The sequence below is a fragment of the Microbacterium sp. NPDC087592 genome (genome assembly GCF_044743585.1).
Lineage (GTDB): Bacteria > Actinomycetota > Actinomycetes > Actinomycetales > Microbacteriaceae > Microbacterium.
This window is the reverse complement of sequence record NZ_JBIUWT010000001.1, coordinates 29806-54126: the sequence shown is the minus strand read 5'-3', so window position 1 is coordinate 54126 and position 24321 is coordinate 29806. Positions and strand designations below refer to the sequence as shown.

Annotated in this window: 14 protein-coding genes and 1 tRNA gene; 10 read left to right on the top strand and 5 right to left on the bottom strand. The window is 69.8% G+C overall.

All coding sequences use genetic code 11. The features are described from left to right. Position 1: 1 nt before the first annotated feature. A complete protein-coding gene (locus ACIOTO_RS00200; RefSeq protein ID WP_029262039.1) occupies positions 2-226 on the bottom strand; it encodes a DUF3107 domain-containing protein in 225 nt (74 codons plus the stop codon). Positions 227-366: 140 nt separating this feature from the next. Here ACIOTO_RS00200 and ACIOTO_RS00195 point away from each other — a divergent pair, with 140 nt between their 5' ends. Together ACIOTO_RS00195 and ACIOTO_RS00190 are read left to right on the top strand one after the other, a co-directional pair. Further along, a complete protein-coding gene (locus ACIOTO_RS00195) occupies positions 367-3588 on the top strand; it encodes an ATP-dependent helicase (protein ID WP_400855811.1) in 3222 nt (1073 codons plus the stop codon). Then, positions 3552-7079 (top strand): UvrD-helicase domain-containing protein, encoded by a 3528-nt coding sequence (locus ACIOTO_RS00190; protein WP_400855809.1) that lies wholly within the window; start codon positions 3552-3554, stop codon positions 7077-7079. The genes ACIOTO_RS00195 and ACIOTO_RS00190 overlap by 37 nt, the downstream gene beginning before the upstream one ends. Here the strand turns inward: ACIOTO_RS00190 and ACIOTO_RS00185 are convergent. Then, the gene (locus tag ACIOTO_RS00185; RefSeq protein WP_400855807.1) at positions 7025-8389 is read right to left on the bottom strand and encodes a hypothetical protein; all 1365 of its coding nucleotides are present in this window, start codon (positions 8387-8389) and stop codon (positions 7025-7027) included. The genes ACIOTO_RS00190 and ACIOTO_RS00185 overlap by 55 nt on opposite strands. Positions 8390-8453: 64 nt before the next feature. Between ACIOTO_RS00185 and nudC the strand changes: the two genes are divergently transcribed. Then, on the top strand, positions 8454-9335 hold the full coding sequence (gene nudC / locus ACIOTO_RS00180; RefSeq protein ID WP_105709612.1) for an NAD(+) diphosphatase: 882 nt from the start codon (positions 8454-8456) through the stop codon (positions 9333-9335). Continuing rightward, positions 9332-11053, top strand: a complete 1722-nt coding sequence (locus ACIOTO_RS00175) for an ATP-dependent helicase (protein ID WP_029262034.1) — start codon at positions 9332-9334, stop codon at positions 11051-11053. Before nudC ends, ACIOTO_RS00175 begins: the two co-directional genes overlap by 4 nt. A gap of 832 nt (positions 11054-11885) precedes the next feature. Here the strand turns inward: ACIOTO_RS00175 and ACIOTO_RS00170 are convergent. Continuing rightward, a complete protein-coding gene (locus ACIOTO_RS00170) occupies positions 11886-13295 on the bottom strand; it encodes a zinc-dependent metalloprotease (protein ID WP_400855805.1) in 1410 nt (469 codons plus the stop codon). A gap of 117 nt (positions 13296-13412) precedes the next feature. Here ACIOTO_RS00170 and ACIOTO_RS00165 point away from each other — a divergent pair, with 117 nt between their 5' ends. Further along, complete coding sequence (locus tag ACIOTO_RS00165) at positions 13413-14504, top strand: PDZ domain-containing protein (protein ID WP_400855804.1); 1092 nt, start codon at positions 13413-13415, stop codon at positions 14502-14504. A 76-nt stretch (positions 14505-14580) separates the two neighbouring features. After that, entirely contained in the window at positions 14581-17490 is a 2910-nt protein-coding gene (locus tag ACIOTO_RS00160) for a UPF0182 family protein (protein WP_400855802.1), read from the top strand. Positions 17491-17677: 187 nt separating this feature from the next. Here ACIOTO_RS00160 and ACIOTO_RS00155 read toward each other — a convergent pair. Beyond that, positions 17678-17751, bottom strand: a tRNA-Met gene (locus ACIOTO_RS00155). A gap of 94 nt (positions 17752-17845) precedes the next feature. Between ACIOTO_RS00155 and ACIOTO_RS00150 the strand changes: the two genes are divergently transcribed. Then, positions 17846-18655, top strand: coding sequence for a carbon-nitrogen hydrolase family protein (locus ACIOTO_RS00150; RefSeq protein ID WP_400855801.1), 810 nt, complete (start codon positions 17846-17848; stop codon positions 18653-18655). Positions 18656-18685: 30 nt separating this feature from the next. On the opposite strand, the gene ACIOTO_RS00145 is transcribed toward ACIOTO_RS00150, so the two are convergent. Further along, positions 18686-19888 (bottom strand): aminotransferase class I/II-fold pyridoxal phosphate-dependent enzyme, encoded by a 1203-nt coding sequence (locus tag ACIOTO_RS00145; protein ID WP_400855800.1) that lies wholly within the window; start codon positions 19886-19888, stop codon positions 18686-18688. A 98-nt stretch (positions 19889-19986) separates the two neighbouring features. On the opposite strand from ACIOTO_RS00145, the gene ACIOTO_RS00140 reads away from it, so the two are divergent. The 3 genes from ACIOTO_RS00140 to ACIOTO_RS00130 are packed head-to-tail and all read left to right on the top strand — an operon-like array spanning position 19987 to position 24305. Further along, positions 19987-21570, top strand: a complete 1584-nt coding sequence (locus ACIOTO_RS00140) for a S1C family serine protease (protein ID WP_400855798.1) — start codon at positions 19987-19989, stop codon at positions 21568-21570. 48 nt (positions 21571-21618) lie between these two features. Then, positions 21619-22872, top strand: coding sequence for a CDP-glycerol glycerophosphotransferase family protein (locus ACIOTO_RS00135; protein ID WP_105709620.1), 1254 nt, complete (start codon positions 21619-21621; stop codon positions 22870-22872). Then, positions 22869-24305 (top strand): CDP-glycerol glycerophosphotransferase family protein, encoded by a 1437-nt coding sequence (locus ACIOTO_RS00130; RefSeq protein ID WP_400855796.1) that lies wholly within the window; start codon positions 22869-22871, stop codon positions 24303-24305. The genes ACIOTO_RS00135 and ACIOTO_RS00130 overlap by 4 nt, the downstream gene beginning before the upstream one ends. Positions 24306-24321: the final 16 nt, after the last annotated feature.

The following is a 24321-nucleotide window of genomic DNA, read 5'->3' as shown; positions in this document are numbered from 1 at the left end:
ATCAGGCGACGAAGCCGACGCGGCGCGATTCCTCGGTGCCCAGCTCGATGTAGGCGAGGTTCGCGGTCGGGACGATGTACGAGTTGCCCTTCACGTCGGCGAAGCTCACGTGCGTCGCGTTCTGCTCCAGCGCCGTGGCGACCTGGGTACGGACCTCGTCCGCGCTCACGCCGGTGTCGAAGCTCAGTTCACGGCCGGTGTTGATGATGCCGATGCGGATTTCCACGCGTGCTCCTTGAAGTTCGGGGACTGGCCCAACTCTACCCCGCGCGCCTCGGGCCGGATCGGCCGACCGCGGTGGTTTCGCCCTGAGCGCACAGACGAGGACGCACGCCGATGTCCGCGCGTCCGGATAGCGTGGACGACATGACATCGGATGCCGCGCAGCGAGCTGTGATCGCCGCGGAGCCGTCGGCATCGGGCGTCATCATCGGCGCACCGGGAACGGGGAAGACCCGCACCCTCGTCGACCGCGTCGTGCATCTGCTCGATGCGCAGGGGCTGCGGCCCGAAGAGGTGCTCGCGCTCACTCCGAGCCGACAGGCGGCGACGGCGCTGCGCGACCGCATCGGCGTGCGCATCGGCCAAGCCACCCCCGGGCCGTTGGCGCGGTCCCTCGGGTCCTTCGCCTTCCAGCTCGTCCGCGGGGCGATGGTGCGCGAGGGCGCGGAACCGCCTGCGTTGCTCACCGGCGCAGACCAGGACCGCATCATCGCGGAACTGCTCGTCGGTGACATGGAAGACGGGCGCATCGCCTGGCCGGATGCCCTCAGCGCCTCCGTGCGCGCATCGAAGGGATTCCGTTCCGAGCTGCGGGCGTTCCTGGCGGAGTGCACCGAGATCGGCGTGCACCCCGAAGAGCTCCGTGCGTCGGGCAATGATGTCTGGACCGCGGCGGCGGAGCTCCTGGTCGAATATCGGACGGTGCTCGATGCGCTGCGCTCGGCGCACCGCGACGCCGCGGATCTCCTCAGTGAGGCGAGCACGATCCTGCAGGGGGCGGACGCGGCGACGCTCGGTCCCCTGGCGCCCCTGCGCGTGGTGCTGATCGACGACGCGCAGGAGCTCACTCGGGGTGGGATCGCGATGGTCAAGAGCCTCCGTGGCCGCGGCATCGCCGTTCTGGCCTTCGGTGACCCCGACATCTCGTCCGGTTCCTTCCGCGGGGCCAGCCCGGAGCTGTTCGCCCAGCTCGCGGGCGCGCTCGGAGATGTGCATGTGCTCGACGGTGCGCATCGTCAGCAGCCGGCGCTCACCGCGCTCACACGGACCGTGACGCAGGCGATCGGCGTCTCCGGCAGGGTGGAGCACCGGCGTGCTCCCATGCCGGTGACATCGGAGGAGATCGACGCCCGGGTTTCGACCTTCGTCGCACCCTCGCCCTACGAGGAGCTCGATCGCATCGCCGGAGTGATGCGGGAATGGCATCTCGCTGAGGGGATCCGTTGGGAAAGGATGGCCGTCATCGCCCACGACACCCGACAGGTGACGACCCTCGAGACCGAACTCGCCGCCCGAGAGATCCCCACCCGCGCCGCCGGAGTGCAGCGTCCGCTCGGCAGCGAGGGCATCGTGCGAGACATCGTCGGCATCGTGCGCCTGGGGCTGACCCCGATCGAGGAACGCACCTCCGAGGCGCTCGAAGAGGCCATGCGCACCCCGTTCGGAGGGATGGACGCGATCGGACTGCGGCGCCTCCGTGCCCGGCTCCGGCATATCGAGCTCGAACAGGGCGGCGCGACGCCCGCGCGAGAACTGCTGCGGCAGGCCATGGCCAACCCGGCGCACCTGACCCTCATCGACGCGCCGGAGTCGCGCACGGCAGAGCGCTTCGCCGAGACGATCGAAGCCACGGCCAGAGCGGCCGCCGAAGGGGAGACGATCCACGATCTGCTGTGGCGGGTGTGGGACCAGGCCCGCGCCGTGGACGGTCGCCGGCTCCGGGTCGCCTGGCGCGAGATCTCGCAGTTGCCGACCGGCGCCGAGACGGCGCGCTCACTCGACGCCCTCGTCGCGCTCTTCGACGCGGCGAAGAGGTTCGTCGAGCGCACTCCCGAGGAGCAGCCGCGCACCTTCGTGCGCGACATCCTCGACAGCGAGGTCCCCGAGGATTCGCTGTCGACGCCCGACCGCCCGGGCAGAGTCACGCTCCTGACCCCCGCGACGGCCCTCGGCACGGAATTCGACGCGGTCGTCGTCGCGGGGGTTCAGGACGGGATCTGGCCGAACGTGCGCCTGCGCGGCGGTCTGCTGCAGACGTGGCGGCTTGCGGATGCGATGCACGCGGCTCGCACCGGCACCAGCACCGAACCCGTCGGTGTGCTGGATCGCCGGCGGGCGGCCCTCCACGACGAACTCCGCCTGTTCGTCCGCGCGGTCTCCCGTGCGCGAGACCGCCTGCTGATCACGGCGGTCGATGACGACGACCTCACGCCGAGTCCCTTCTTCGGGTTCCTGCCGGCCCCGGAACCACCGGAACGGCACGCGTCAGCGGAGCATCCGCTCACCCTGCGCGGACTGGTCGCGCGGCATCGACGCAGCCTCACCACCGCCCACACGGACTCGCTCAGGCGAGACGCCGCCGGGCAGCTCGCCGTGCTCGCCCGCGAGGGGGTGCCCGGCGCCGACCCCGCGGAGTGGTACGGGGTGACCCCGACCTCGACCGATGCTCCGCTGCGCGACCTCGCGGTCACCGGCGCACGGGTCTCGCCATCGAAGATGGAGTCCTATGAGGAGTGCGGCCTCAACTGGGTCGTCTCGGCCCTCGGTGGCGACACGGTGATGCCTCCGACCGCCGGCATCGGCACGATCGTGCACGAGGCGATGGAGCGCGTTCCCGACGGCGACCTGGAGCGCATGCGCGCGATCGTCGAGGAGCACTGGCCGGAACTCGACTTCGAGACCGAGTGGATCGGCCGCAAGGAGCGGCGGCGCGCCGACGTGCTCGTGAGCCGCCTGCACACCTATCTCGGCGATGTGCGCCGCGAGGGCGGCCGCGCGATCGGCAGCGAGATGGAGTTCCGCTTCGCCGTCGACGTGGCCGCCGAAGCGGGGGACGATGCCGTGCCGACGGTGCACCCGGTCGGGGAGGACCGGTCGAATCAGGCCGTCATCCACGGGTACATCGACCGGGTGGAGGCCTATCCGCCGGCGGCCGGCGAGCACTCCCATGCTCGCGGACGCGGTTGGGAGCGGATGTCGAGCGGACCGGAAGGGCCCGTGGTCGTCGTCGACCTGAAGACCGGGAAGAACGACCCCGAATCCGACTCCGGCGTCGCCGAGCACGCACAGCTGGCCGCCTATCAGGTGGCGGTCCAGGAGGGGCTGGTCGAGGGTGCCCCGCCGACGTCTCTGGCGGGTGCGCGGCTCGTGATCGTCTCCAAGACGCTCGCCAAGAGCGACTACCGGATCGCCCATCAGCACACGCTGAGCGACGAGTCGCGCTCCGCCTTCCTGCGGCGGGTATCGGATGCGGCGCGCGGTATGTCGGCATCGAGCTTCACCGCGCAGGTGGAGTCGCACTGCGCAGACACGCAGCGCCGCGTGCATCCGTGCCGAATCCACACGGTGCCGGCGGTGAGCTCATGACGGCGTGGAACGGTGGCGAAGGCATCTCCGCCACAGACATGGCCGCCGCGCTCGGCCAGCCCTCGCCCACAGCTGCTCAGCAACGCGTGATCGAGGCTCCGCCGGAGCCGGCGCTGGTCGTGGCCGGTGCCGGCAGCGGCAAGACCGAGACGATGTCGGGGCGCGTGGTGTGGCTGGTCGCGAACGGACACGTGCGCAGAGATGAGATCCTCGGCCTGACGTTCACGCGGAAGGCGGCGGGCGAGCTCGCTGAACGGATCGGACACCGGCTCGCGGTCATCGACGAATACGGACGCCGGGGACTTCTGCCGCATCTGCCCGAGATCGTGCGGACCGGTGCGCTACGTCGTGTCGATGAGGCGGTGCCGGGCCGCCAGCGCGAGCTCGTGCGCACGCATGTGCTCGACGAGCTGGCCGCGCACCACGGCACCGGCTGGAATCCGGCGACGCCCCGATCGGCGGAAGACCTCATGGTCCGGCCGCGCGTCTCGACCTACAACGCGTTCGCCGACGGCATCGTCCGGGAACATGCGGCACGGATCGGGCGGGATCCCGACGTCGCGATGCTCAGCCAGGCAGCCTCCTGGATGCTCGCGCGGGAGGTGGTGCTCCGCAGCGATCTGCCCGAGCTGGAGAACATCGACTATGCGCTCGGGACGATCATCGACGCAGTGCAGCGCCTCGCGGGTGACGCCCTCGATCATCGCGTCGACCTCGCCCTGGCCGAGCGGATCGCGGGGGAGCAGGCCCTCGCGTTCGAGTCGTATCGAAGCAACGGCGATGTCGAGAAGGCGGCGGTCAACCTGCTCAGTCTGCCGACGCTCGCACGCCTGGTGCGTGACTACATCGACGAGAAGGAACGTCGTGGCGTGCTGGACTTCGCCGATCAGGTCAGTGGCGCCTACGACATCGTCGAGTCCGCTCCCGATGTCCGCGCAGAGCTCCGCGAGCAGCATCGCGTCGTGCTCCTCGACGAGTACCAGGACACTTCGGTGATCCAGACGCGCTTCCTCGCCGAGCTCTTCCGTGATTCCGCGGTGATGGCAGTCGGAGACCCGCACCAGTCGATCTACGGCTGGCGGGGTGCGAGCGCCGACAACCTCTACGCCTTCTCCGGCACGTTCTCGGGAACGGGAACGGCGACGACGTACAGCCTCATGACGAGCTGGCGGAACGACCGCGGCATCCTCGACATCGCGAACCGGGTACTCGAGCCGCTGCAGCGCCCGGGGCTGGATGTCCCGCCTCTCGAACCCCGCCCCGGGGCGGGGGAAGGCACCGTCGCCGTGCGATTCCCGTTCACGGTCGACGAGGAGGCCGCGGCCGTCGCGGACTGGTTCGCCGAACGGCGGACGGAGCACGATGCGCGCGCGGCCGGTTCGGGTCACGCGATGACACCTCACACCGGCGCGATCCTGTTCCGTTCCAAGCGGCACATGCAGACCTTCGCGGCCGCGCTCGCCGGCCGCGGCATCCCGCACCGCATCCTCGGCCTCGGTGGACTCCTCGCGACACCGGAGGTGGTCGACGTCGTCTCGACCCTTCGCGTCGTGCACGATCCCACGGCGGGGTCCGCGCTGATCCGCCTGCTCACCGGCCCCCGGTTCGGCGTCGGCGTCGCCGACATGGCGGCCCTCTATGACCTGGGGCGCACGCTGTCGGAGCGCGACACCGCGATGGCGCCCCTCCCTGAAGAAGTGCGGGCACGGCTGCGATCTTCCCGCGGCGCGGACGAGGCGGTGTCGATCATCGACGCGGTCGACGTGGTGCGCGCGGTGCGCGACGACTACCGGTTGCTCGAATCGATCACCCCCGACGGGCGGGCGCGGGTCAGAGCAGCGGGGGAGATGCTGGAACGGCTCCGACGCGCCTCGTCGCAGCCGATCCCGGAGCTGATCCGACTCATCGAGCTCGAACTCCGCCTGGACATCGAGCTCGCGGCCAACGAGACCAGGGGCCCCGCACGTATCGCGGCCACGCAGCTGCGTGCCTTCGCCGACGAGGTGCGGGCGTTCCTCGCGGCCGATGAGCGGGGGAGCATCGGCAGCCTGCTCGCGTGGCTCGACAAGGCCGAGAGCACGGATGAGCTGATGCCGCGGCCCGAGCCGCCGGAGGCGGGTGTCGTGCAGCTGCTCACCATCCACGGGTCCAAGGGACTCGAGTGGGATGCAGTCGCCGTGGTCCGGCTGGTGGCCGACGAGCTTCCGAGCAGGGTCTCCGACACCTCCGGCTGGTTCGGGTTCGGCGTCGTGCCGTTCGCCCTGCGCGGTGACCGCGACGCGTTGCCGCGGTTCGAGTGGGACCCCGTCGAGGCCATGGGCGGCGAGGCCGATCCCGCGAAGCGGCAGAAGCTCGCGCAGGCCTCGCTCTCGGGCGGTGCGACGAAAGCGAATCCGCACGGGGGCGCGCTCAAGCGGTTCAAGGACGCCTACCGCGCGTATCAGCAGCAGGAGGAGCGGCGCCTCGCGTACGTCGCGGTCACCCGTGCGCGGACGGATCTGCTCCTCAGCGGTGCGCACTGGGCCGGTCAGAAGGCCCCGCGCACGCCGAGTCCCTTCCTCATCGAGGCGATCGAGGTGCGCGGCCTCGAGCCGATCGAGACGGTGGACCCGGACGACAATCCGTACGACGGTCCCGGGTCCACGCTCCGCTGGCCACTCGATCCGCTGGGAGCGCGGAGGACGGTCGTCACCGCAGCCGCCGCGGCCGTCGATGAGGCGATGCGCGCCGGGACGGCCGAGCCGACGATCGAGCTCGAACGATTGCTGGCTGAGCGCGCCGCCCGCCAGCGCGGAACCGATGCCGAGGCCCCGACGCGCGTACCCGCCTCGCGATTCAAGGACTATGTCACCGACTTCTCGGGAACACTGTCGTCGATCGTGCGCCCCATGCCGGAACGCCCTTATCGGCAGACGCGGCTCGGCACCCTGTTCCATGCCTGGGTGGAGCAGCGGTCCGAACTCGTCGGAGTCGGCAGTCGCGTCGACGAGGCGCTCTGGGAGATAGACGAGGAGGAGACCGGGTCAGACCCCGTACGCGAAGGGTCGGGTGCAGCCGCCGACGCCGCTGATCTCGCTGTCATGCAGGCGACGTTCGAGCGCAGCGAATGGGGCGGGCTGAAGCCGATCGCCGTGGAGATCGAGATCGATTTCGCCCTCGGATCCGGGCTGTCCGGCTCGCACGAGCGCGAAGAGGCGCACATCGTGATCTGCAAGCTCGACGCGGTGTACCGGCGCGCCGACCGCGGCGGCCGCATCGAGATCGTCGACTGGAAGACCGGTCGGGCGCCGCGCACACCGCAGGAGCGCGACGAACGGATGCTGCAGCTCGCGCTCTACCGCCTGGCCTATCATCGGCGATTCGAGGTGCCGCTCGAGGAGATCGACGTGGCGTTGTACTACGTGGCGGACGATCTGATCATCCGGGGCGACCGCGTCTATTCGGAGGAAGAGCTCTTCCATCGCTGGAGTGCCGCGCGCGCGGCGCGCTGAGCCTCGTCGGAATCGTCCGCGTCGTCATCCGTGTCCTCGCGCGGGGCGAGGGGGTGCGAGTCCTCGCGTGCTCCGGCGACTCCGCTGGTGCCGGCGAAGAGGCTCGCGACACCGGAGAGGTCCTCGGTCTCGATGTTCAGCATCTCCGCCCGGTGCGCGCTCTCGTCGGCGCGACGGCCGGTCGCGGTGCCCGGGAGAGCTTCGTGGGGCGCGGTCTCGGTCTGCGCCGGGTCCGACTCGTCGGGGGCGTTGGCCCACAGCTCTTCCGGGTTGTACGCGTCGGTGTGCATCGATGTATCGATCTCTGCGGCGGTGTCCTGGGGAACACGGTCGAGGGCATCGAGAGCGGAGTCGACACCGACCCCGCGAGAGTCGACGACGTTCAGGTCGTCGTCGCGGATGCCCTCGGCGAGTGCGTCCAGCAGGGCGGCGGCATCGTCGACGATGTCCGGCCGGCGCATCGAATCGCCGTGGACCAGCCATCGGGCGAACTCCAGCTCCGCGAGCAGGCGCGCGCGCACCTCCAGGCCGCTGTCGGGTGCCCGGTCGACCGAACGGGCATATGCCGCGTGCACGTCGGCGGCGGCGTCCGGGGCTGCCGAGAGCCAGGAGAGATCGAGGGCCGGATCGCCGACGGAGAGTCCATGCCATCCGACCAGTCCGACCACTTCGGGACCGCGCTCGGGGTCGTCTTCGAACAGGAACGAGGTCGCCTGGACGCCCCCCAGGATGACGGTGGACTCGAAACGCCACAGCTCGTCGTCGGCGACGGCATCGCGCCAGCGCACCGTGAGTCGAGCCGGAACGCGGCCCGTGGCAGCGGCGGTGTCGACCAGGCGCTCCAGTTCCGCGCGGCTCTCCTCGGCGCTGCGAGTGGCGAGCCCGGAACCGCGGACGACCGATGTCGGAAGGGCGTGCACGGCGGCGATCGACGACCCCATCGATTCGGCGGCGCCACGCCCGGCCGGCACCAGCGCGGCCTCGATCTGGAATCCGGGAAGGAGCTCGGTCACGAGGGCGCGGGCGTCGCCGAGTCGCGTCTCGCCGATATAGGCCGGAGCGCGGAAGGGGAGCATCGCCCGTGCGCCGTCGGTCAGTGCGCGCAACGCGAGTGCCTCGGCAGCGAGCTCACGCGCGGTGTCGTCATCGTCTGCGACACGGATCGCGAGCTCACGACCGTCGGCGAGTGAGGCCACCGCCGAGTCGAACCGCGCGTCGCCGTCCGCGCTCAAGCTGCGGGCGCCCGTGACCTCCGCCCCGGGCAGAGCAGCGGTCACTGCCGCGGCTAGAGTGAAAGGAGAGCGTCCCATGCCCCCAGGGTAGGTCGGCTCAGGGGCGGTCCCGCCTCCGCCACGCCCGTGAAAGAGGGAGTCGATGACCATTCCGCGCCCGTCCCTCGACCGTGCAGCCGAACTCCGCGACGAGCCGGACGTCATCGGCCGCCTCCGTGGCGACCCGGCCACCCGGGTGATCGTCGTCCGCGAGGGGCGGGTCAGAGTCGTCGATTCGACGCTCCTGCGGGTGCCCGCCGAGACCGTGGTCGAGGCGACCTGGGCTCTCCTCGGACGCGACGCCGACGGTACCGTGCTGCTCCTCGCCGCCGCCCCGCCGGAGACCGATGCGCTCGACACCGCTCCCGACGAGGTCTGGCTCGGGCTGCGCGATCTCGGCGGTCGCATCGACGGGCAGGAGACGGAGTTACTCACCGGTGCCATCGCGCTCGCCGGGTGGCTCCGCGACGCACCGTTCTGCCCCACCTGCGGTGGTGGCACCGAGCTGCGCAACGGCGGATGGTCGCGACGCTGCCTCGTGTGCGGGCGGGAGCACTTCCCGCGCACGGATCCGGCCGTGATCGTCGCCGTCGAGAGCCGTGACGGGGAACGCCTGCTCCTCGGCGCCAACGCGAACTGGGGCGGCCGCATGTACTCGTGCTTCGCCGGCTTCACCGAGGCGGGGGAGTCGCTGGAGTCGACCGTCCACCGCGAGATCGAGGAGGAGTCCGGCGTGCGCCTGTCGTCGCTGCGCTACATCTCGTCACAGGCGTGGCCGTTCCCGCGGTCGCTCATGGTGGGGTTCCGCGCCGTCGTCGACGAGGAGTCCACGGCGCTCGCCGACGGCGAGGAGATCATCGATGTGCGGTGGTTCACGCGTGCCGAGATCGGTTCCGCCCTTGCGGGAGACGGTCCGGTCGGGCTTCCGGGTCACGCGTCGATCGCCCGTGCACTGATCGTCGACTGGTACGAGGAACACGCGTGAGCGCACTCGATGCCCTCGACGAGCGGCAGCGGGCTGCAGCATCCGTCCTTCGCGGACCCGTCGTGGTGCTCGCCGGAGCCGGTACCGGGAAGACGCGTGTCATCACGCATCGCATCGCGCACGGAGTCGACACCGGGGCGTACTCGCCGTCGCGCGTCATGGCCGTCACCTTCACCGCCAAGGCGGCAGGCGAACTGCGGGGGCGTCTGCGGGCGCTCGGCGTCGAGGGCGTCGCGGCTCGGACCTTCCATGCGACCGCCCTCGCGCAACTCAACTTCTTCTGGCCGACGCTTGCCGGCTCGCCCGCGCCCTCGATCATCGACAACAAGGTGCGGATGCTGGGTCAGGCCGCCGATGCGATGCGGCTCCGCCCGAGCACGGCCACCCTTCGTGACATCGCGTCCGAGATCGAATGGCGCAAGGTCTCGATGCTCTCGATCGAGCAGTACGCGGCGCTCGGGCGTCCGATCAGCGGCGTCGACGCCGGTCAGCTGGTCGAACTCATGCGCGGCTACGAAGCGCTGAAGGACGATCGCCGTCAACTCGACTTCGAGGATGTGCTGCTCGCGTGCGCAGGCATGTTGGAGGCAGAACCGCGGGTCGCGGCATCCGTCCACGAGCAGTACCGTCACTTCACGGTCGACGAGTTCCAAGACGTCTCGCCGCTGCAGAACAGGCTGCTGGAGCTGTGGCTCGGCGACCGACACGACATCTGCGTCGTCGGCGACGCCAGCCAGACCATCTACTCCTTCGCCGGAGCGGAACAGCGGTTCCTGCTCGAGTTCGAACGACGTCATCCCGATGCCACGGTGGTGCGGCTCGAGACGAACTACCGCTCCCAGCCCCCCATCCTCACCGTCGCGAACGCGCTGATGCAGGGCCGTCCCGGCGCGCTGGAGCTCGTGCCGGCGCGAGAGCAGTTCACCGCGGATGCGCCCACCGTCACCGCCTATGACACCGAGGGCGAAGAGGCCGCAGGCATCGCCGCCGCCATCTCTGCGCAGATCGCGGCCGGGGCATCCCCTTCGGAGATCGCCGTGCTCTACCGTGCGCACGCGCAGTCCGCGATGCTGCAGCAGGCGCTCGCCGTCGAGGGCGTCGCGACCACGGTGCTGGGCGGGACCCGGTTCTTCTCGATGCCGGAGGTGCGTCAGGCGATCCTGGCGCTGCGTGCGGCGGCGGTGGCGCCCACCGAGCAGGGGTTCCTGCCCGGGGTGCAACGGGTGCTGCGCGAGCTCGGGTTGACCGACGAGCCACCGGCCGCCGGTGGGGCGCAGCGCGGCGGCTGGGAGGCGCGGCGCGCCATCCTGCGGCTCGCCGAGGAAGCCGGACCGGACGCGACCCTGCGCAGCTTCAGCGATGCGCTGATGGCGCGGGCCAAGGACCAGCACGAGCCCACGATGCGGACGGTGACCCTCTCGACCCTGCACGCGGCGAAGGGCCTGGAATGGCCGCATGTGCATCTCGCCGGCTGGGCCGAGGGCTCACTCCCGATCTCCTATGCGACGACCTTCGAGTCGGTCGACGAAGAGCGGCGTCTGGCCTACGTGGGCGTCACGCGGGCCGCGCGAACGCTCTCGCTGTCCTGGTCGAGATCGGCAGGACGGGGGGAGCGTGCTCCGTCGAGGTTCCTCGCTGAGATGGGGACCACAGGCCGCGGCACCGGCATTCTTCGTGAAATGTCACCGAACGCCACACGCGGGAACCGTCCGCGCTGACGCGCACGACGCGCCCGTCAGCGCTTCGGCCGCCGGCGAGGAGCAGGGCGGCGAGGCGACCCGCCTCGGCGACTTGCGCGGCGCGGATCGGACCGGGGTCACGGTCGATCATCTGAGTGTGCAGGAGTGGCCATGCCGGATCGAGGGCGGTGGCGTGCGCATCGCGGCAGGCGAGGCAGGCGGATTCGCCGGGGACCACGAGCGGCCCGACGGTCACCCTGCCCGGCTCGAAGGACACCGGCAGATGCGGGGTGTCTTCGCGCATGTGGCGCGCGAATTGCAGAGCCGCCGCGGCGCCTCGCACGAGTACGACGCCCACGCCCGGTCGTCGCCCGGGATCGACGAGGGAGACGCCCTCATCCGTGAGCGCCTCCCGAATGCGGTATTCGGTGCGCCCGTCGTCGATGCCGATGCTCTCGACCCAGGCCGTGCGGGGCACGGTCGGCTCATCGAGCAGTGCGGGTTCCAGGCGCGCGAGCAGAGCCCTCGCCGCCTCGCGCGGGGCCCCGGCGGCGTGCGCGATCACGTCGAACGATCCGCGGCGGAAACCCGTGCGCAGGCGGCTGAGCAGGAGCTCCACCCAGGCGGCATCCGCCTCGACGCGCAGTCCGTCGTCGTCACCGAGCTGCAGCGTGTGCTCGTCCCGCCACAGCAGCGGTGCACTCGGGTCGAGGCGCGTGAGGATCGGCGGTGTGAGAGGCATCTCTCCGATTCTGGAGGGACGCCGCCGCCCGCGGGGAGTTGTCGAGGCATCCGTGGACAACTGCCGCGCGTGTCCCCGACGGGGGAGGAGAGGTGATGACACCTTCCGTCCCCCGTCGTGGTCGGATCCTCAGACCGGGCGGTCCCCCTCCGGGGCGGCGTCGCCATCATCCTCGGCGCCGTCCTCGCCACCGTCGGACGGTGTCTCCTCCGAGAAGTCGTCACCGTCGAGCAGGCGGGCGAGCGCCTCGTCGAACTCGTCCGCGACGGGCTGTTCGCCGCGTTCGACGGCCTGCAGCCGGGCCACGAGCGCGCTCGGGTCGTCGATGTCCTCGGCCGTCGGCATCAGGTCGGGGTAGTCCCAGAGGGAGTCGCGGGCACTGATGCCCACGGCATCGGTCACCGCCTGCCACATGGCGGATGCTTCGCGCATGCGCCGCGGTCGCAGCTTCAGCCCCACCAGCGCACCGAGCGCGTCCTCGGCGGGTCCGCCCACCGCGCGGCGGCGACGGGCGGCCTCGGCGATCCGTGCGCCGTCCGGAAGGCGGGAGGTGGCCTGTGCGGTCACCACGTCGACCCAGCCGTCGATCGTCGCGATGAGGTTCTCGAGTCGGGTCAGGGCCTCGCGCTGCGCTTCGCTCTGCACGGGCAGGAGCGCGCCGCCCTCGATGGCCGCGCGCAGTTCCTCGGGGTCGGAGGGGTCCAACCTGCTCGCCACGTCTTCGAGGGCGTCCACGTCGACGGTCACACCCCGAGCGAAGTCCGTGATCTGCGCCATCACGTGCAGGTGCAGCCACTTCGCGTGCCGGTAGAGCCGGGCATAGGCGAGCTCCCGGGTGGCGAGATAGAGCGCGATCTGGTCTTCCGGGATCTCGAGGCCGTCGCCGAATGCCATGAGGTTCTGGGGGATGACGGCGGCCGTGCCCGCGGGGAGCACGGGGATCCCGACGTCGCCTCCGGACACGACCTCGAGCGACAGGTTGCCGAGCACCTGGCCGAACTGGGCGGCGAACACCGAGCCGCCGAGGCCGCGCATGAGCTTGCCCGCGCCCTGGACGACGCTGCGCATCTCCTCGGGGACCTGCGTATCGAGTGCGGAGGTGAGTGCGTCGGCGATGCTGGTCGACACCGGGTCGGCGATCTCCTTCCACACCGGCAGCGTCTTCTCGACCCATTCTCCGCGGGTCATCGCAGTGGGCGCCTCGGAGAGCTCGGAGATCGTGGTGGCCTCGCCGAGCCACAGATTCGCGAGGGAGAAGGAATCCGCGAGCGAGGTGCGGGAGCCCTCGGTGATGCCCTGTCCGTCGCGGTTGGCGATGAACAGGGCCTGCCGCAGCGCGTTCTCCCACGGGTCGCCGCCGAACGCGCCCTGGAGCTGCGACATGATCGTCTGCATCATCGCGGGGTCGAGGGTGAAGCCGTCCATGCCTTCGAAGGCACCTCGAAGCGCTTCGGGGTCGATGTCGCCACCGCCCTGGTTCGCGAGCATCCTTCGCAGGAACTCCTGGAAGTCCTCGGGGGTGGGGTCTTTGTCTGCCATGTCGCTCGCCTCTCAGCAGGTCTGAAGCCGTGGCCTCTACGCTAGTCACAGGTTTCTGCGCGCGAACCCGATGCGGGCAGATCGGTGTACGCCGCCCGCGAACGACGGAGGAATGCAGTGGATCGAACGCGGTCTGGAAAGCTCGGACTCGGAGTCTGGGCGCTGATCGTCGCACTCGTCGCCCTCGTCGTGCTGACATTCCTGCCGTCGCCGTACGTGATCCAGCGGCCGGGTCCGGTCTACGACACCCTCGGCACCGCGACGGACAAGGAGGGCGACGAGGTTCCCCTGATCAAGGTCGAAGGCGCCGAGACGTTCGAGACGGCGGGCACGCTCGACCTCACCACCGTGCAGGTCGTCGGCAATCGGGAGCGCACCCCGAGCTGGTTCGAGCTGGCGCTGGCCTGGATGGACTCGTCGCGCGCTGTCGTGCCGCTGGACTCGGTCTTCCCCGAGGGGGTCACGACCGAGCAGCGCGACGAGCGCAACGCCACGCTGATGGTCGACTCGCAGCACGAGGCGACGGCGGCCGCGCTCAACGAGCTCGGCTACGACACGGGCGCAGAGGTCGTGGTGGTGGATGCGGTCGCCGACTCTCCGGCCGACGGCACGCTCGAAGCCGACGACGTGATCACCGCGATCGACGGCACGGCTGTCGAGTCGGCGACGGAGCTGCGGGCCGCGATCCAGAAGGCCGGGGGAGACCCGGTGACCCTCACGGTGCTGCGCGACGGCGAGGAGCAGAGCGTCGAGGTGACCCCGGAGGAGCACACCGAGGGGGGAGTGACGACCTGGCTGATCGGCGTCACGCTCCGCACCGACTACGACTTCGAGATCGACGTCACGATCCAGCTCGACAACGTCGGCGGCCCGAGCGCCGGGATGATGTTCGCGCTCGGCATCATCGACACCCTCACCGAGGGCGAGCTCAACGGTGGGGAGAATGTGGCCGGCACCGGAACGATCGACGCCGCCGGCACGGTCGGGCCGATCGGCGGTATCCGACAGAAGCTGTACGGTGCGCGTGACGCCGGAGCGGAATACTTCCTCGCCCCGGAGGCCAACTGCGACGAGGTCGTCGGGCACGTTCCCGACGGGCTGCAGGTGATCCGCACGGCCACGCTCGACGAGTCTCTCGCGGCGCTCGAGGTCATCGCCGACGACGGCGACGTCGCCTCGCTGCCCACCTGCGAACGCGTCGCCGGCTGATCCGCGGGAGCGGCCGTGACCTCGCCGTGATCGGGATGACAGCCCGCGCACAGTGAGCGATGCCTAGGATGGAAGGGTGACCTCACCCTCAGCATCGAATCCGGCCACGCCTCGAACGTCCCGACGTATTCTCGGCATCTCCTTGGTGATCATCGCCGCCTTGATCGCGGTGTTCTTCGTGTTCGCCTCCCTGTACACCGAGTTCCTGTGGTTCGATCAGGTCGGCTTCACGGGGGTTCTCACCACGCAGTGGATCGCCACGGCGGTGATGTTCGTCGTCGGCTTCCTCGGGATGGCCGTGCCGCTGTTCGTCGCGATCCAGCTCGCGTACCGGTTGCGCCCGGTCTACGTGCGACTCAGCTCGCAGCTGGACCGATACCAGGAGGTCATCGAACCCCTGCGCCGTCTGGCGATGTGGGGCATGCCGATCTTCTTCGGACTGTTCGCCGGCTTCGCCGCCGCGGGGCAGTGGAAGACCGTGTGGCTCTGGGCCAACGGTGTCGCCACGTCGAGTGTCGACCCGCAGTTCGGCATCGACACCGGCTTCTACATGTTCGCGATGCCGTTCTACTCGATCCTTCTCGCGTTCGTCTCGGCCGTCCTGCTGCTGTCGCTTCTGGTCACGGCGCTCGTGTCGTACCTCTACGGCTCGGTGCGCATCGGCCAGGGTGAGCTGCGTATCTCCAAGCCCGCTCGCATCCAGCTCGCCGTCATCGCGGGGCTCTACCTGCTCGTGCAGGCGGCGAGTCTCTGGCTCGACCAGTACAAGACGCTGGTGCAGCCGGACGACCGCATCACCGGTGCAGCGTACACGGGAGTCAATGCGACCATCCCCGGCCTCGCGATCCTCGCGATCATCGCCGGCGTCGTCGCGATCCTCTTCTTCGTCACGGCCGTCATCGGCCGCTGGCGCTTCCCGCTCGCGGCCACGGCACTGCTGATCGTCGCCGCACTGGTCGTCGGCGTCGGTTACCCCTGGGTGGTCACCACCTTCCAGGTGAAGCCGAACCAGAACGCCTATCAGGCCGAGTACTACCAGCGGAACATCGACGGCACGAAGGAGGCGTACGGGGTCGCGAACCTCGAGACGACGCCTTTCGCCGCGAAGACCGATGCCGAGGCCGGCCAGCTGCGCGCCGACGCGGAGACCACGGCGTCCACACGCATCATGGACCCGAAGGTCATCCCGCCGACCGTCCGTCAGCTCGAGCAGTACCGCGGGTACTACCAATTCCAGAAGACGATGGACGTCGACCGGTACGAGATCGACGGGAAGATGCAGGACACCGTGGTGTCCGTGCGCGACCTCGACATGTCGGGTCTCGGCGACGGAGACAACTGGAACAACCGTGTCGCCGTCTACACCCACGGCTACGGCCTCGTCGCGGCCGCGGGCAACCAGCGGACGACCGACGGTGAGCCCGTGTTCCTCGAGCGCGGCATCCCGACCTCCGGGTTCCTGTCCGACCGAGAGAACTTCGAGCCGCGGGTCTACTTCGGCGAGAACTCGCCCGAGTACTCGATCGTCGGGGCTCCCGACGGCTCCGAGCCGGCGGAGATCGACTACCCGCGCGGCAAGGACGGCTCGAGCGAGACGAAGACCACGTTCGAGGGCAGCGGCGGTCCGCAGATCGGCGACACGTTCACGAAGCTTCTCTACGCGTTGAAGTTCCAGTCGGAGCAGATCCTGTTCTCCAACCTGGTGAACGAGGAATCGCAGATCCTGTACGACCGTGACCCGAAGACCCGCGTGCAGAAGGTCGCTCCGTACCTCGAGCTCGACAGCGACCCGTACCCGAGCGTGGTGGACGGTCGTATCGTGTGGATCGTCGACGGCTACACGACCAGCTCGACGTACCCGTACTCGACGAGCGTCAGCCTGTCCGACGCGATCGCGGACTCCAACGTCCCGTCACCGACGCTCGCCATCGATGACATCAACTACATCCGCAACTCGGTCAAGGCCACGGTCGATGCCTACGACGGTTCCGTCACGCTCTACGCATGGGATGACGAAGACCCGGTGCTCAAGACCTGGCAGAAGATCTACCCGTCGACGCTGAAGCCGATCAGCGACATGTCGGGCGAGCTGATGAGCCACGTGCGCTACCCGACCGACCTGTTCAAGGTGCAGCGTGACGTCCTCGGCGTCTACCACGTCGACAAGGCCGGCTCGTTCGCTCAGCAGGACAACCGCTGGCAGACGCCGAACGACCCGCGCAGTGAGGCGATGCTGCAGCCGCCGTACTACCTGACGATGCAGATGCCCGGCCAGGATTCGCCGCGGTTCTCGATGTTCTCGACGTTCATCCCGAACTCGCAGGGCGCGGGCGGAAGCCGTGACGTTCTGATGGGCTATCTCGCGGTGGACTCGGATGCCGGTTCCGAGAAGGGCAAGAAGGCAGAGGGCTACGGCCAGTTGCGCATGCTCGAGATCGACACCGACACCACGGTTCCCGGTCCCGGTCAGGTGCAGAACACCTACAACTCCGATACGTCGGTGGTCCCGCAGCTCAACCTGCTGCAGCAGGGTGAGTCCGAGGTGATCTACGGCAACCTGCTGACGCTGCCCGTCGGTGGCGGTCTGCTCTACGTGCAGCCCGTCTACGTGCAGTCGTCCGAGGGGACGCAGCTGCCGCGACTCCAGAAGGTGCTCGTCGCCTTCGGAGACCGGGTCGCGTTCGAGAACACCCTCACCGAGGCGCTCGACACCCTCTTCGGCGGTGACTCCGGTGCGACCGGTGGTGACGACGAGGTCGAACCCACCGAACCCGGGACAGAGGATCCGGAGACCGGAGAGACGCCGACAGAGCCCACGGAGCCGACGAACGCCGAGGCGGACGCCCTGGCTTCCGCGCAGGAGGCCCTGATCGACCGTGAGGCGGCGCTGAAGGCCGGAGACCTCGCCAAGTTCGCCGAGGCGGACGAGCGTCTCACCGCAGCGGTCGAGAAGCTCCTGCAGCTGGAGTCCGCAGCGGGGGAGTGATCACCCCTTCGTCACGGAGAGCAGAATGGGCGCCCCCTCGGGGGCGCCCATTCTCGTCTCCGGCCGATGTGATCCGCGGGCTCGTCGCCGCAATCGTCGGACTCGTCCTCGCAATCATCGGACTCGTCCGGGCAAAGCGAAAGGCCCTCTGACCTGGATTTCTCCGAGTCAGAGGGCCTTTCATTTGTTGCGGGGACAGGATTTGAACCTGCGACCTCCGGGTTATGAGCCCGGCGAGCTACCGAACTGCTCCACCCCGCGGCACAAGAAGTAACTTATCACGGATCCCAGGGTCGGGCCAATCGGGGCCGCCCTGCGCGACGCCCCGGGCGTGTCGATGCGAGAGGATGGGGATATGCCTGAGACCCCTGCCGTCGCCGTCGCCGTGTGCCAGTTCGCGCCGACCGCTTCCCGAGCCGACAACCTCGCGCAGATCGCGCAACTGACTGCCGACGCTGCCGCGCGGGGCGCGAAGCTGATCGTCTTCCCCGAGTACTCGAGCTACTTCGTCGACCCGATGGACGATACCCTCGCCGCGAATGCGGAGGGCCTCGACGGCGAGTTCGTCGAGACTCTGACCGCGCTGGCCGCCGACCGTGCGGTGGTGATCGTCGCCGGCCTCGTCGAGCGAGCTTCCGATGGGCATCGAGTGCGGAACACGGTCGTCGCGGTGCGCGGTGACGGCATCCTCGCCGTCTATCGCAAACAGCATCTCTACGACGCCTTCGGGCAGACCGAGTCCGACTGGATCGAACCCGGGGAAGTGGGGGAGGCTGCGACGTTCGAGCTCGGCGGACTCCGCTTCGGGCTCATGACCTGCTACGACCTGAGGTTCCCCGAAGTCGCCCGGTCTCTCGTCGACGCGCAGGCCGACGTCCTGGTCGTCCCCGCCGAGTGGGTCAGAGGTCCACTCAAGGAGCACCACTGGACGACGTTGCTCGCCGCGCGCGCGATCGAGAACACCGTCTACGTGGTCGCGGCCGATCACCCGACGCCGATCGGTGTCGGCCACTCGCAGGTCATCGACCCGCAGGGCGTGGTCCTGGCAGGGGTGGGGACAGCCCCCGGCATCGCGGTCGCGGTCGTGGAGGCCGCCGCGATCGAGCGGGTGCGCCGGAGCAATCCCTCGCTGCGCGTGCGGAGATACGCGGTCGTACCGCGCTGATGGCGTGATCCGCTGCGAGCGGAGAGCCGGTCAGGCGGAGAACCGCGCCAGCCGCGAAGCCGCCTCCTCGAGCACGTCGACGCGCTTGCAGGCGGCGAAGCGCACCAGGCCCGAGTACTCGTGTCGGTGGGTTTCGGAGACGAACGCCGTCAGGGGGATCGCCACGACTCCGGCGCGCTCCGGCAGGGAACGACAGAATGCTGCGGCGTCCGCGCCGCCGAGCGCCGTCGCGTCCGCCACCGTGAAGTAGCCTCCCTGCGGGGCGTACACCGTGAATCCTGCGGTGCGCAGTCCTTCGCCGAGGATCTCGTGCTTGCGGGCGAGTGCCGTCGCGGCATCCGTGAAGTACGAATCGGGCAAGCGGAGCCCCACCGCGACGGCCGGCTGGAAGGCGGAGCCGTTCACGTACGTGAGGTACTGCTTCACGGTGAGGACGGCGGTGATGAGATCGGCGGGCCCGTGGACCCAGCCGATCTTCCATCCCGTCGCGGAGAACGTCTTGCCCGCCGAGGAGATGGTGAGGGTGCGCTCGGCCGCTCCGGGGAGCGTGGCGATCGGGGTGTGCGGCGCGTGGAACGCCAGGTGCTCGTAGACCTCGTCGGTGACGATGACGGCGTCGTGTCGCGCGGCCAGCCGGACGACCTCCTCGAGCACGTCGCGACCGAAGACCGCACCCGTGGGATTGTGCGGATCGTTGATGAGGATGATCCGGGTGCGGTCCGTCACGCTCGCGGCGAGCTGATCGAGGTCGGGCTGGAAGTCGGGAGCGCGGAGGGGGACAGTGCGCAGTCGTGCGCCCGCCAGCGCCACCGCCGCGGCGTACGAGTCGTAGTACGGCTCGAAGACGACCACCTCGTCGTCGGGACCGTCGATCAGCGCGAGCAGCGTCGCCGTGAGCGCCTCGGTGGCGCCGGCCGTCACGATCACTTCGTCGGCCGGGTCCACGTCGAGGCCGTAGAAGCGCCGCTGGTGCTCGCTGATGGCGGCGAGCAGGTCGGGAATGCCGCGACCCGGCGGATACTGATTGGCTCCGTGGGCGATCGCGCTGCGGGCGGCCTCGAGCACCTCCGATGGTCCGTCCTCGTCGGGGAAGCCCTGTCCGAGATTGATCGCCCCGGTACGGGCTGCGGCGGCGGACATCTCTGCGAAGATGGTGGGCGCGACGGTTCCGTCTGCGGCGAGCAGGCCTGCACCGGCCGCCGTGCGCCGCCATGCGCCGGGAATGACACTCATGAAGAACAGGCTAAGGCCATAGCTGAAACTCATCGTTGACATAAGGAACACACAGACACAGGCGTCATTCTGAAGTGGTCGTTGAAGGAGCACACACCATGAACGAAGACAACACCCAGGACCACTCGGCACCCGCGTCGAACGACGCCGTGCCGTCCACCGAGGCTGCAGAGGTCGCCGCTCAGCCGGCGACGCCTGCCGCCGCTGACACGACCGGGTCGGCATCCGCCGCGCCCGCCACCGCCGCGCCGACGCCCGGTGCACCGGTGCAGGGGCACGAGGTGCCGTCGACGTTCACGTCGCACGTGTCGCCCGCGCCGCAGGTCGCGCCGGTGCCGCACGCATTCAGCGCGCCATCTGCGCCGGCGACGGGCACCGCTTCGGGCGCGGCCTTCGGCATCCCGACGGCGTCGCACACGCAGCCCACGCAGCCGTACGGCGCGGAGCCGCTCGTCGGCGATGGCACCAAGACCAAGGAGCAGAAGTCGCGCGGGGGCACGAAGTTCGCGGCGCTGATCGTCGCGGCCGCACTCGTCGGCGGCGTCGCGGGCTTCGGCGGCGGTGCGCTGCTGAACGGGCTCCAGGACACCCCGTCCTCCGGCACGGCGACCGGGCCGCAGACCGTGACGGTCAACAACCCGGGCTCGGTCAACGAGACCACCGCGGTCGCGACCTCCGCACTGCCGTCCGTGGTCACCATCGAGGTCGCCGGCTCGCAGGAAGCCGGCAGCGGCTCCGGCGTGATCATCAGCGACGACGGCTACGTGCTCACGAACACGCACGTCGTCACGCTCGGCGGTGCAGCGGCAGATCCCACCATCCGCGTGACCGCGTCGGACGGGAAGATCTACGAGGCAACCGTCGTCGGCACCGACCCGATCTACGACCTTGCCGTGATCAAGCTGAAGGACGCCCAGGGACTCACGCCCATCGACTTCGCCGACTCGTCGAAGCTCAACGTCGGCGACACGACCGTTGCGCTCGGTGCCCCGCTGGGCCTGGCGAACTCGGTGACGACCGGCATCGTGAGCGCGCTCAACCGAAGCATCCAGATCGCGTCCTCCGCTCTGCCCGACTCGTCCGCCGAAGACGCGCCGCAGGAGCAGTCTCCCGAGGGCCAGGGCCAGGGGCCGTTCCAGTTCGACATCCCCGGCAGCGGCGAGCAGCAGCAGACCTCGGAGTCGATCTCGATCGCCGTCATCCAGACGGATGCCGCGATCAACCACGGAAACTCCGGTGGAGCGCTCGTGAACAGCAAGGGCGAGCTGATCGGCATCAACGTGGCGATCGCGAGCTCGGGCAGCTCCGAGGAGTCCGGCTCGATCGGCATCGGCTTCGCGATCCCTTCGAACATCGCCAAGCGAGTGTCCGAAGAGATCATCGCCGACGGCGCCGCGACCCACGGTCTGCTGAACGCATCCGTCCAGGATGCTTCGAGCATCGAGGGCGCTACCGTCGCCGGTGCCTACATCGCCAAGGCCAACGAGGGCGGGGCTGCTGCCGCAGCCGGCATCGAGAAGGGCGACATCGTCACCTCCTTCAACGGGGTGCCGATCACCAGCGCGACCGACCTCACCGCGCAGGTGCGTGCGGCAGCGGCCGGCAGCAAGGCCACCGTCACATATGTCCGCAACGGCAAGGACTACGACGTCGAGGTGACCCTCGGCGAACTGGCCGGCTGACCCGAGCCTCACAGCGAAGGACGCCACCCCGCGCGATAGGCTCGCGGGGTGGCGTCCTTCTCTTTCGGCACCGGCAACGCGGCCAAACTGCTCCGGATCCCGCTGTATGCCGTGGGACGCATCGGTACTCTTCTCCTCCCGCGAGGGCGGCGCTGGGTGTTCGGCTGTGGTGCCGGGATCGGCGACGGTGCGCTCGCAATGCAGCAGCACGCGGCAGCGGCGGGCCATGACACGCTCTGGCTCACGTCATCCGAACGCGAAGACCGCGAGGCGGCCGCACTCGGTATCCGTTTCGCCCGCAAGGGCGGCCTGCGCGGCTGGTGGGCGACCGCCAGGGCCGGTGTGCTGGTGGTCACTCACGGCTTGGGCGATGTCAACCGCTATGCGAACGGTGGCGCGTTCGTCGTCCAGCTCTGGCACGGCATCCCGCTCAAGCGGATCGGGCTGGACTCGCCGGCGACGACCGAGGTGCCGAAAGTCCCCGGTGCGCCGCTGCTGCGTCGCGCGATCGCGGTGCTCTACCGCGCCGCCGCGCAGCGGATCCGTGTGCTGCCCGCCGCGTCGCATCGCGCGAGGGGCAGGCTGGAGTCCGCATTCGGTCTCGGCGACGACCGGGTCGTCGTGACCGGCGAGCCTCGCGTCGATGTCCTCTCGGCGGGTTCGGGGGAGGAGCGGCGCAGCGCCGCATCCGCACTTCTCCGCCGGGTCGTCGGCGACATCCCCGTGTCCGCGCGCACAGTCCTGTACGCGCCGACCTGGCGGGACGGAGCTCCCGACCCCGCCGTTCCGTCTGCGGCGGAGTGGGTTCAGATCATCCGCCTCCTCGAAGCGCAGGACGCCGTTCTCCTCGTGCGTTCGCACCCGCTGGGGGAAGGTGGCTACGCGCCGCCCCTGCCGAGCAGGCGGGTCCGCGCTCTGGGCTCGACCGTGATCGCCGACGTCACGCCCGTGCTGCCGGCGGTGGACGTGCTCGTCACCGACTACTCCTCTCTCGCTTACGACGTGGGGCTGTTGCCGATGCCGGTCCTTTTCCTGGCGCCCGACGCCCAGCAGTACGCGCGCACACGCGGCTTCTACGGTCGATACGAAGAGGTCGCGGGCCAGGACGCGGCCGCGGATTGGACGGGGCTGCTCGCGCAGCTCGAGCATCTGCTCGCCGACCGTCGCGTGTACGACGCGGCGTCCGTGCGGTCCGCTACGCTCAGCGCGGGGATGCACGCGTATCGAGACGGGCGCAACACCGAGCGCGTCTATGACGTGATCCGCGCACGGGGGATTCCCGCGCCGAAGGGAGCAGCATGACAACGGCCCGCATCGACGACACGGCACAGGCGCTGGTCGTCGCAGGGACCGGGGCACGACCGGCGGAAGCCGTGTTGGTCGGACCGCGCGCACGGGTCGAGGCCCGCTTCAGCGGCGGCGGCAAGACGTGGAAGGCCGCGTTCCCGCTGGAGGCGTCGCGCTGGGGCGGCCCGTCACTCCCGCTACCGACCGGAACGTACGAGCTGCGGATCTCGGATGCCGACCTGCAGGAGCTGAGGATCGATCCTGTCGTCCTGACCGGCGTGCGCATCGCCGTCGACGGCAGCACGGTCCGCATCGCCGCGCCGATCGACCCCGTGTACGAGACGGTGGAGGGCCGGTCGACGCTCGAGGAGCGCTACGTCGCCCAGAGCGGCGGCACCGAGAATGCGGTCTTCTTCGAGAGCTTCTACGGTCGCAGCGTCGGCTGCAATCCTCGCGCGATCGACCGCGAGCTCGCGACTCGTGCCCCGCAGGTGCGGCGCTACTGGAGCGTCGTCGACCTCTCGGTCGAGGTCCCGGAGGGCGCGATCGCGGTCGTCGAGGGGAGCCCCCAGTGGTGGCATGCGCGGGGAGCGGCGCGTCTACTCGTCGTCAATGACTGGCTGCGGCGTCGTTTCGCCCGCAAGCCGGGTCAGAAGGTCCTGCAGACCTGGCACGGCACCCCGCTGAAGCGGCTCGCGCTGCACCGGCCGGGTTTCGATCCACGACGCATGGCTGCGGTGGTCAAGGAGTCCCGCCGCTGGGACGTCCTCCTGGCGCAGAACACCTACTCGGAACGCATTCTGCGCAAGGCATACGCGTTCTTCGGGCGCCCGATCTGGGTGGACGGCTACCCCCGCAATGACACGCTGATCTCGGAAGACCCGGCTGCGATCCGCCGCTCCCTGGGCATCGGGGCCGAAGAGAGGGTGCTCCTTTACGCCCCGACCTGGCGAGACGACCGCACCGAGATGGTCGACTTCATCGACCCCGAACTCCTGGCACGTCAGGCCAACGCGGTGGTGCTCGTGCGCGGCCATTCCCGGACGCTCGAACAGGGCCGCGACCGCGACGGCGCGCGCGTCATCGACGTGACGGGATATCCGGAGACCGCGCGGCTGCTGCTCGCCGCCGACGCGCTGATCACCGACTACTCCTCGGTGATGTTCGATTTCAGCGTCACAGGCAAGCCGATGTACTTCCTGGTGCCCGACCTCGATCACTACCGTGGACAGCTGCGCGGCTTCTACTTCGACCTCGCCGAACGCGCGCCGGGACCCCTGGTGCGCACGCAGCAGGAGCTCACCGCCGCCCTCGAGGACGCGGGTCACGAAACCGCATTCGCCGAGCGGTACGCGGCGTGGCGTCGACAGTTCAACGCCCGGGACGACGGCCACGCCGCGCAGCGCGTCGTCGACCGCATCCTCGATCTCGGTTTCGTCACGCCCTGACGTCCTCGCCGCCGGA

Excerpts from the sequence above, each read along its gene's own strand:
- ACIOTO_RS00150 (WP_400855801.1), top strand. The coding sequence starts at position 17,846 with ATGCCTGAGACCCCTGCCGTCGCCGTCGCCGTGTGCCAGTTCGCGCCG.
- ACIOTO_RS00170 (WP_400855805.1), bottom strand. The coding sequence starts at position 13,295 with ATGGCAGACAAAGACCCCACCCCCGAGGACTTCCAGGAGTTCCTGCGA.
- ACIOTO_RS00185 (WP_400855807.1), bottom strand. The coding sequence starts at position 8,389 with ATGGGACGCTCTCCTTTCACTCTAGCCGCGGCAGTGACCGCTGCTCTG.
- ACIOTO_RS00145 (WP_400855800.1), bottom strand. The coding sequence starts at position 19,888 with ATGAGTGTCATTCCCGGCGCATGGCGGCGCACGGCGGCCGGTGCAGGC.
- ACIOTO_RS00130 (WP_400855796.1), top strand. The coding sequence starts at position 22,869 with ATGACAACGGCCCGCATCGACGACACGGCACAGGCGCTGGTCGTCGCA.
- ACIOTO_RS00195 (WP_400855811.1), top strand. The coding sequence starts at position 367 with ATGACATCGGATGCCGCGCAGCGAGCTGTGATCGCCGCGGAGCCGTCG.
- ACIOTO_RS00140 (WP_400855798.1), top strand. The coding sequence starts at position 19,987 with ATGAACGAAGACAACACCCAGGACCACTCGGCACCCGCGTCGAACGAC.
- nudC (WP_105709612.1), top strand. The coding sequence starts at position 8,454 with ATGACCATTCCGCGCCCGTCCCTCGACCGTGCAGCCGAACTCCGCGAC.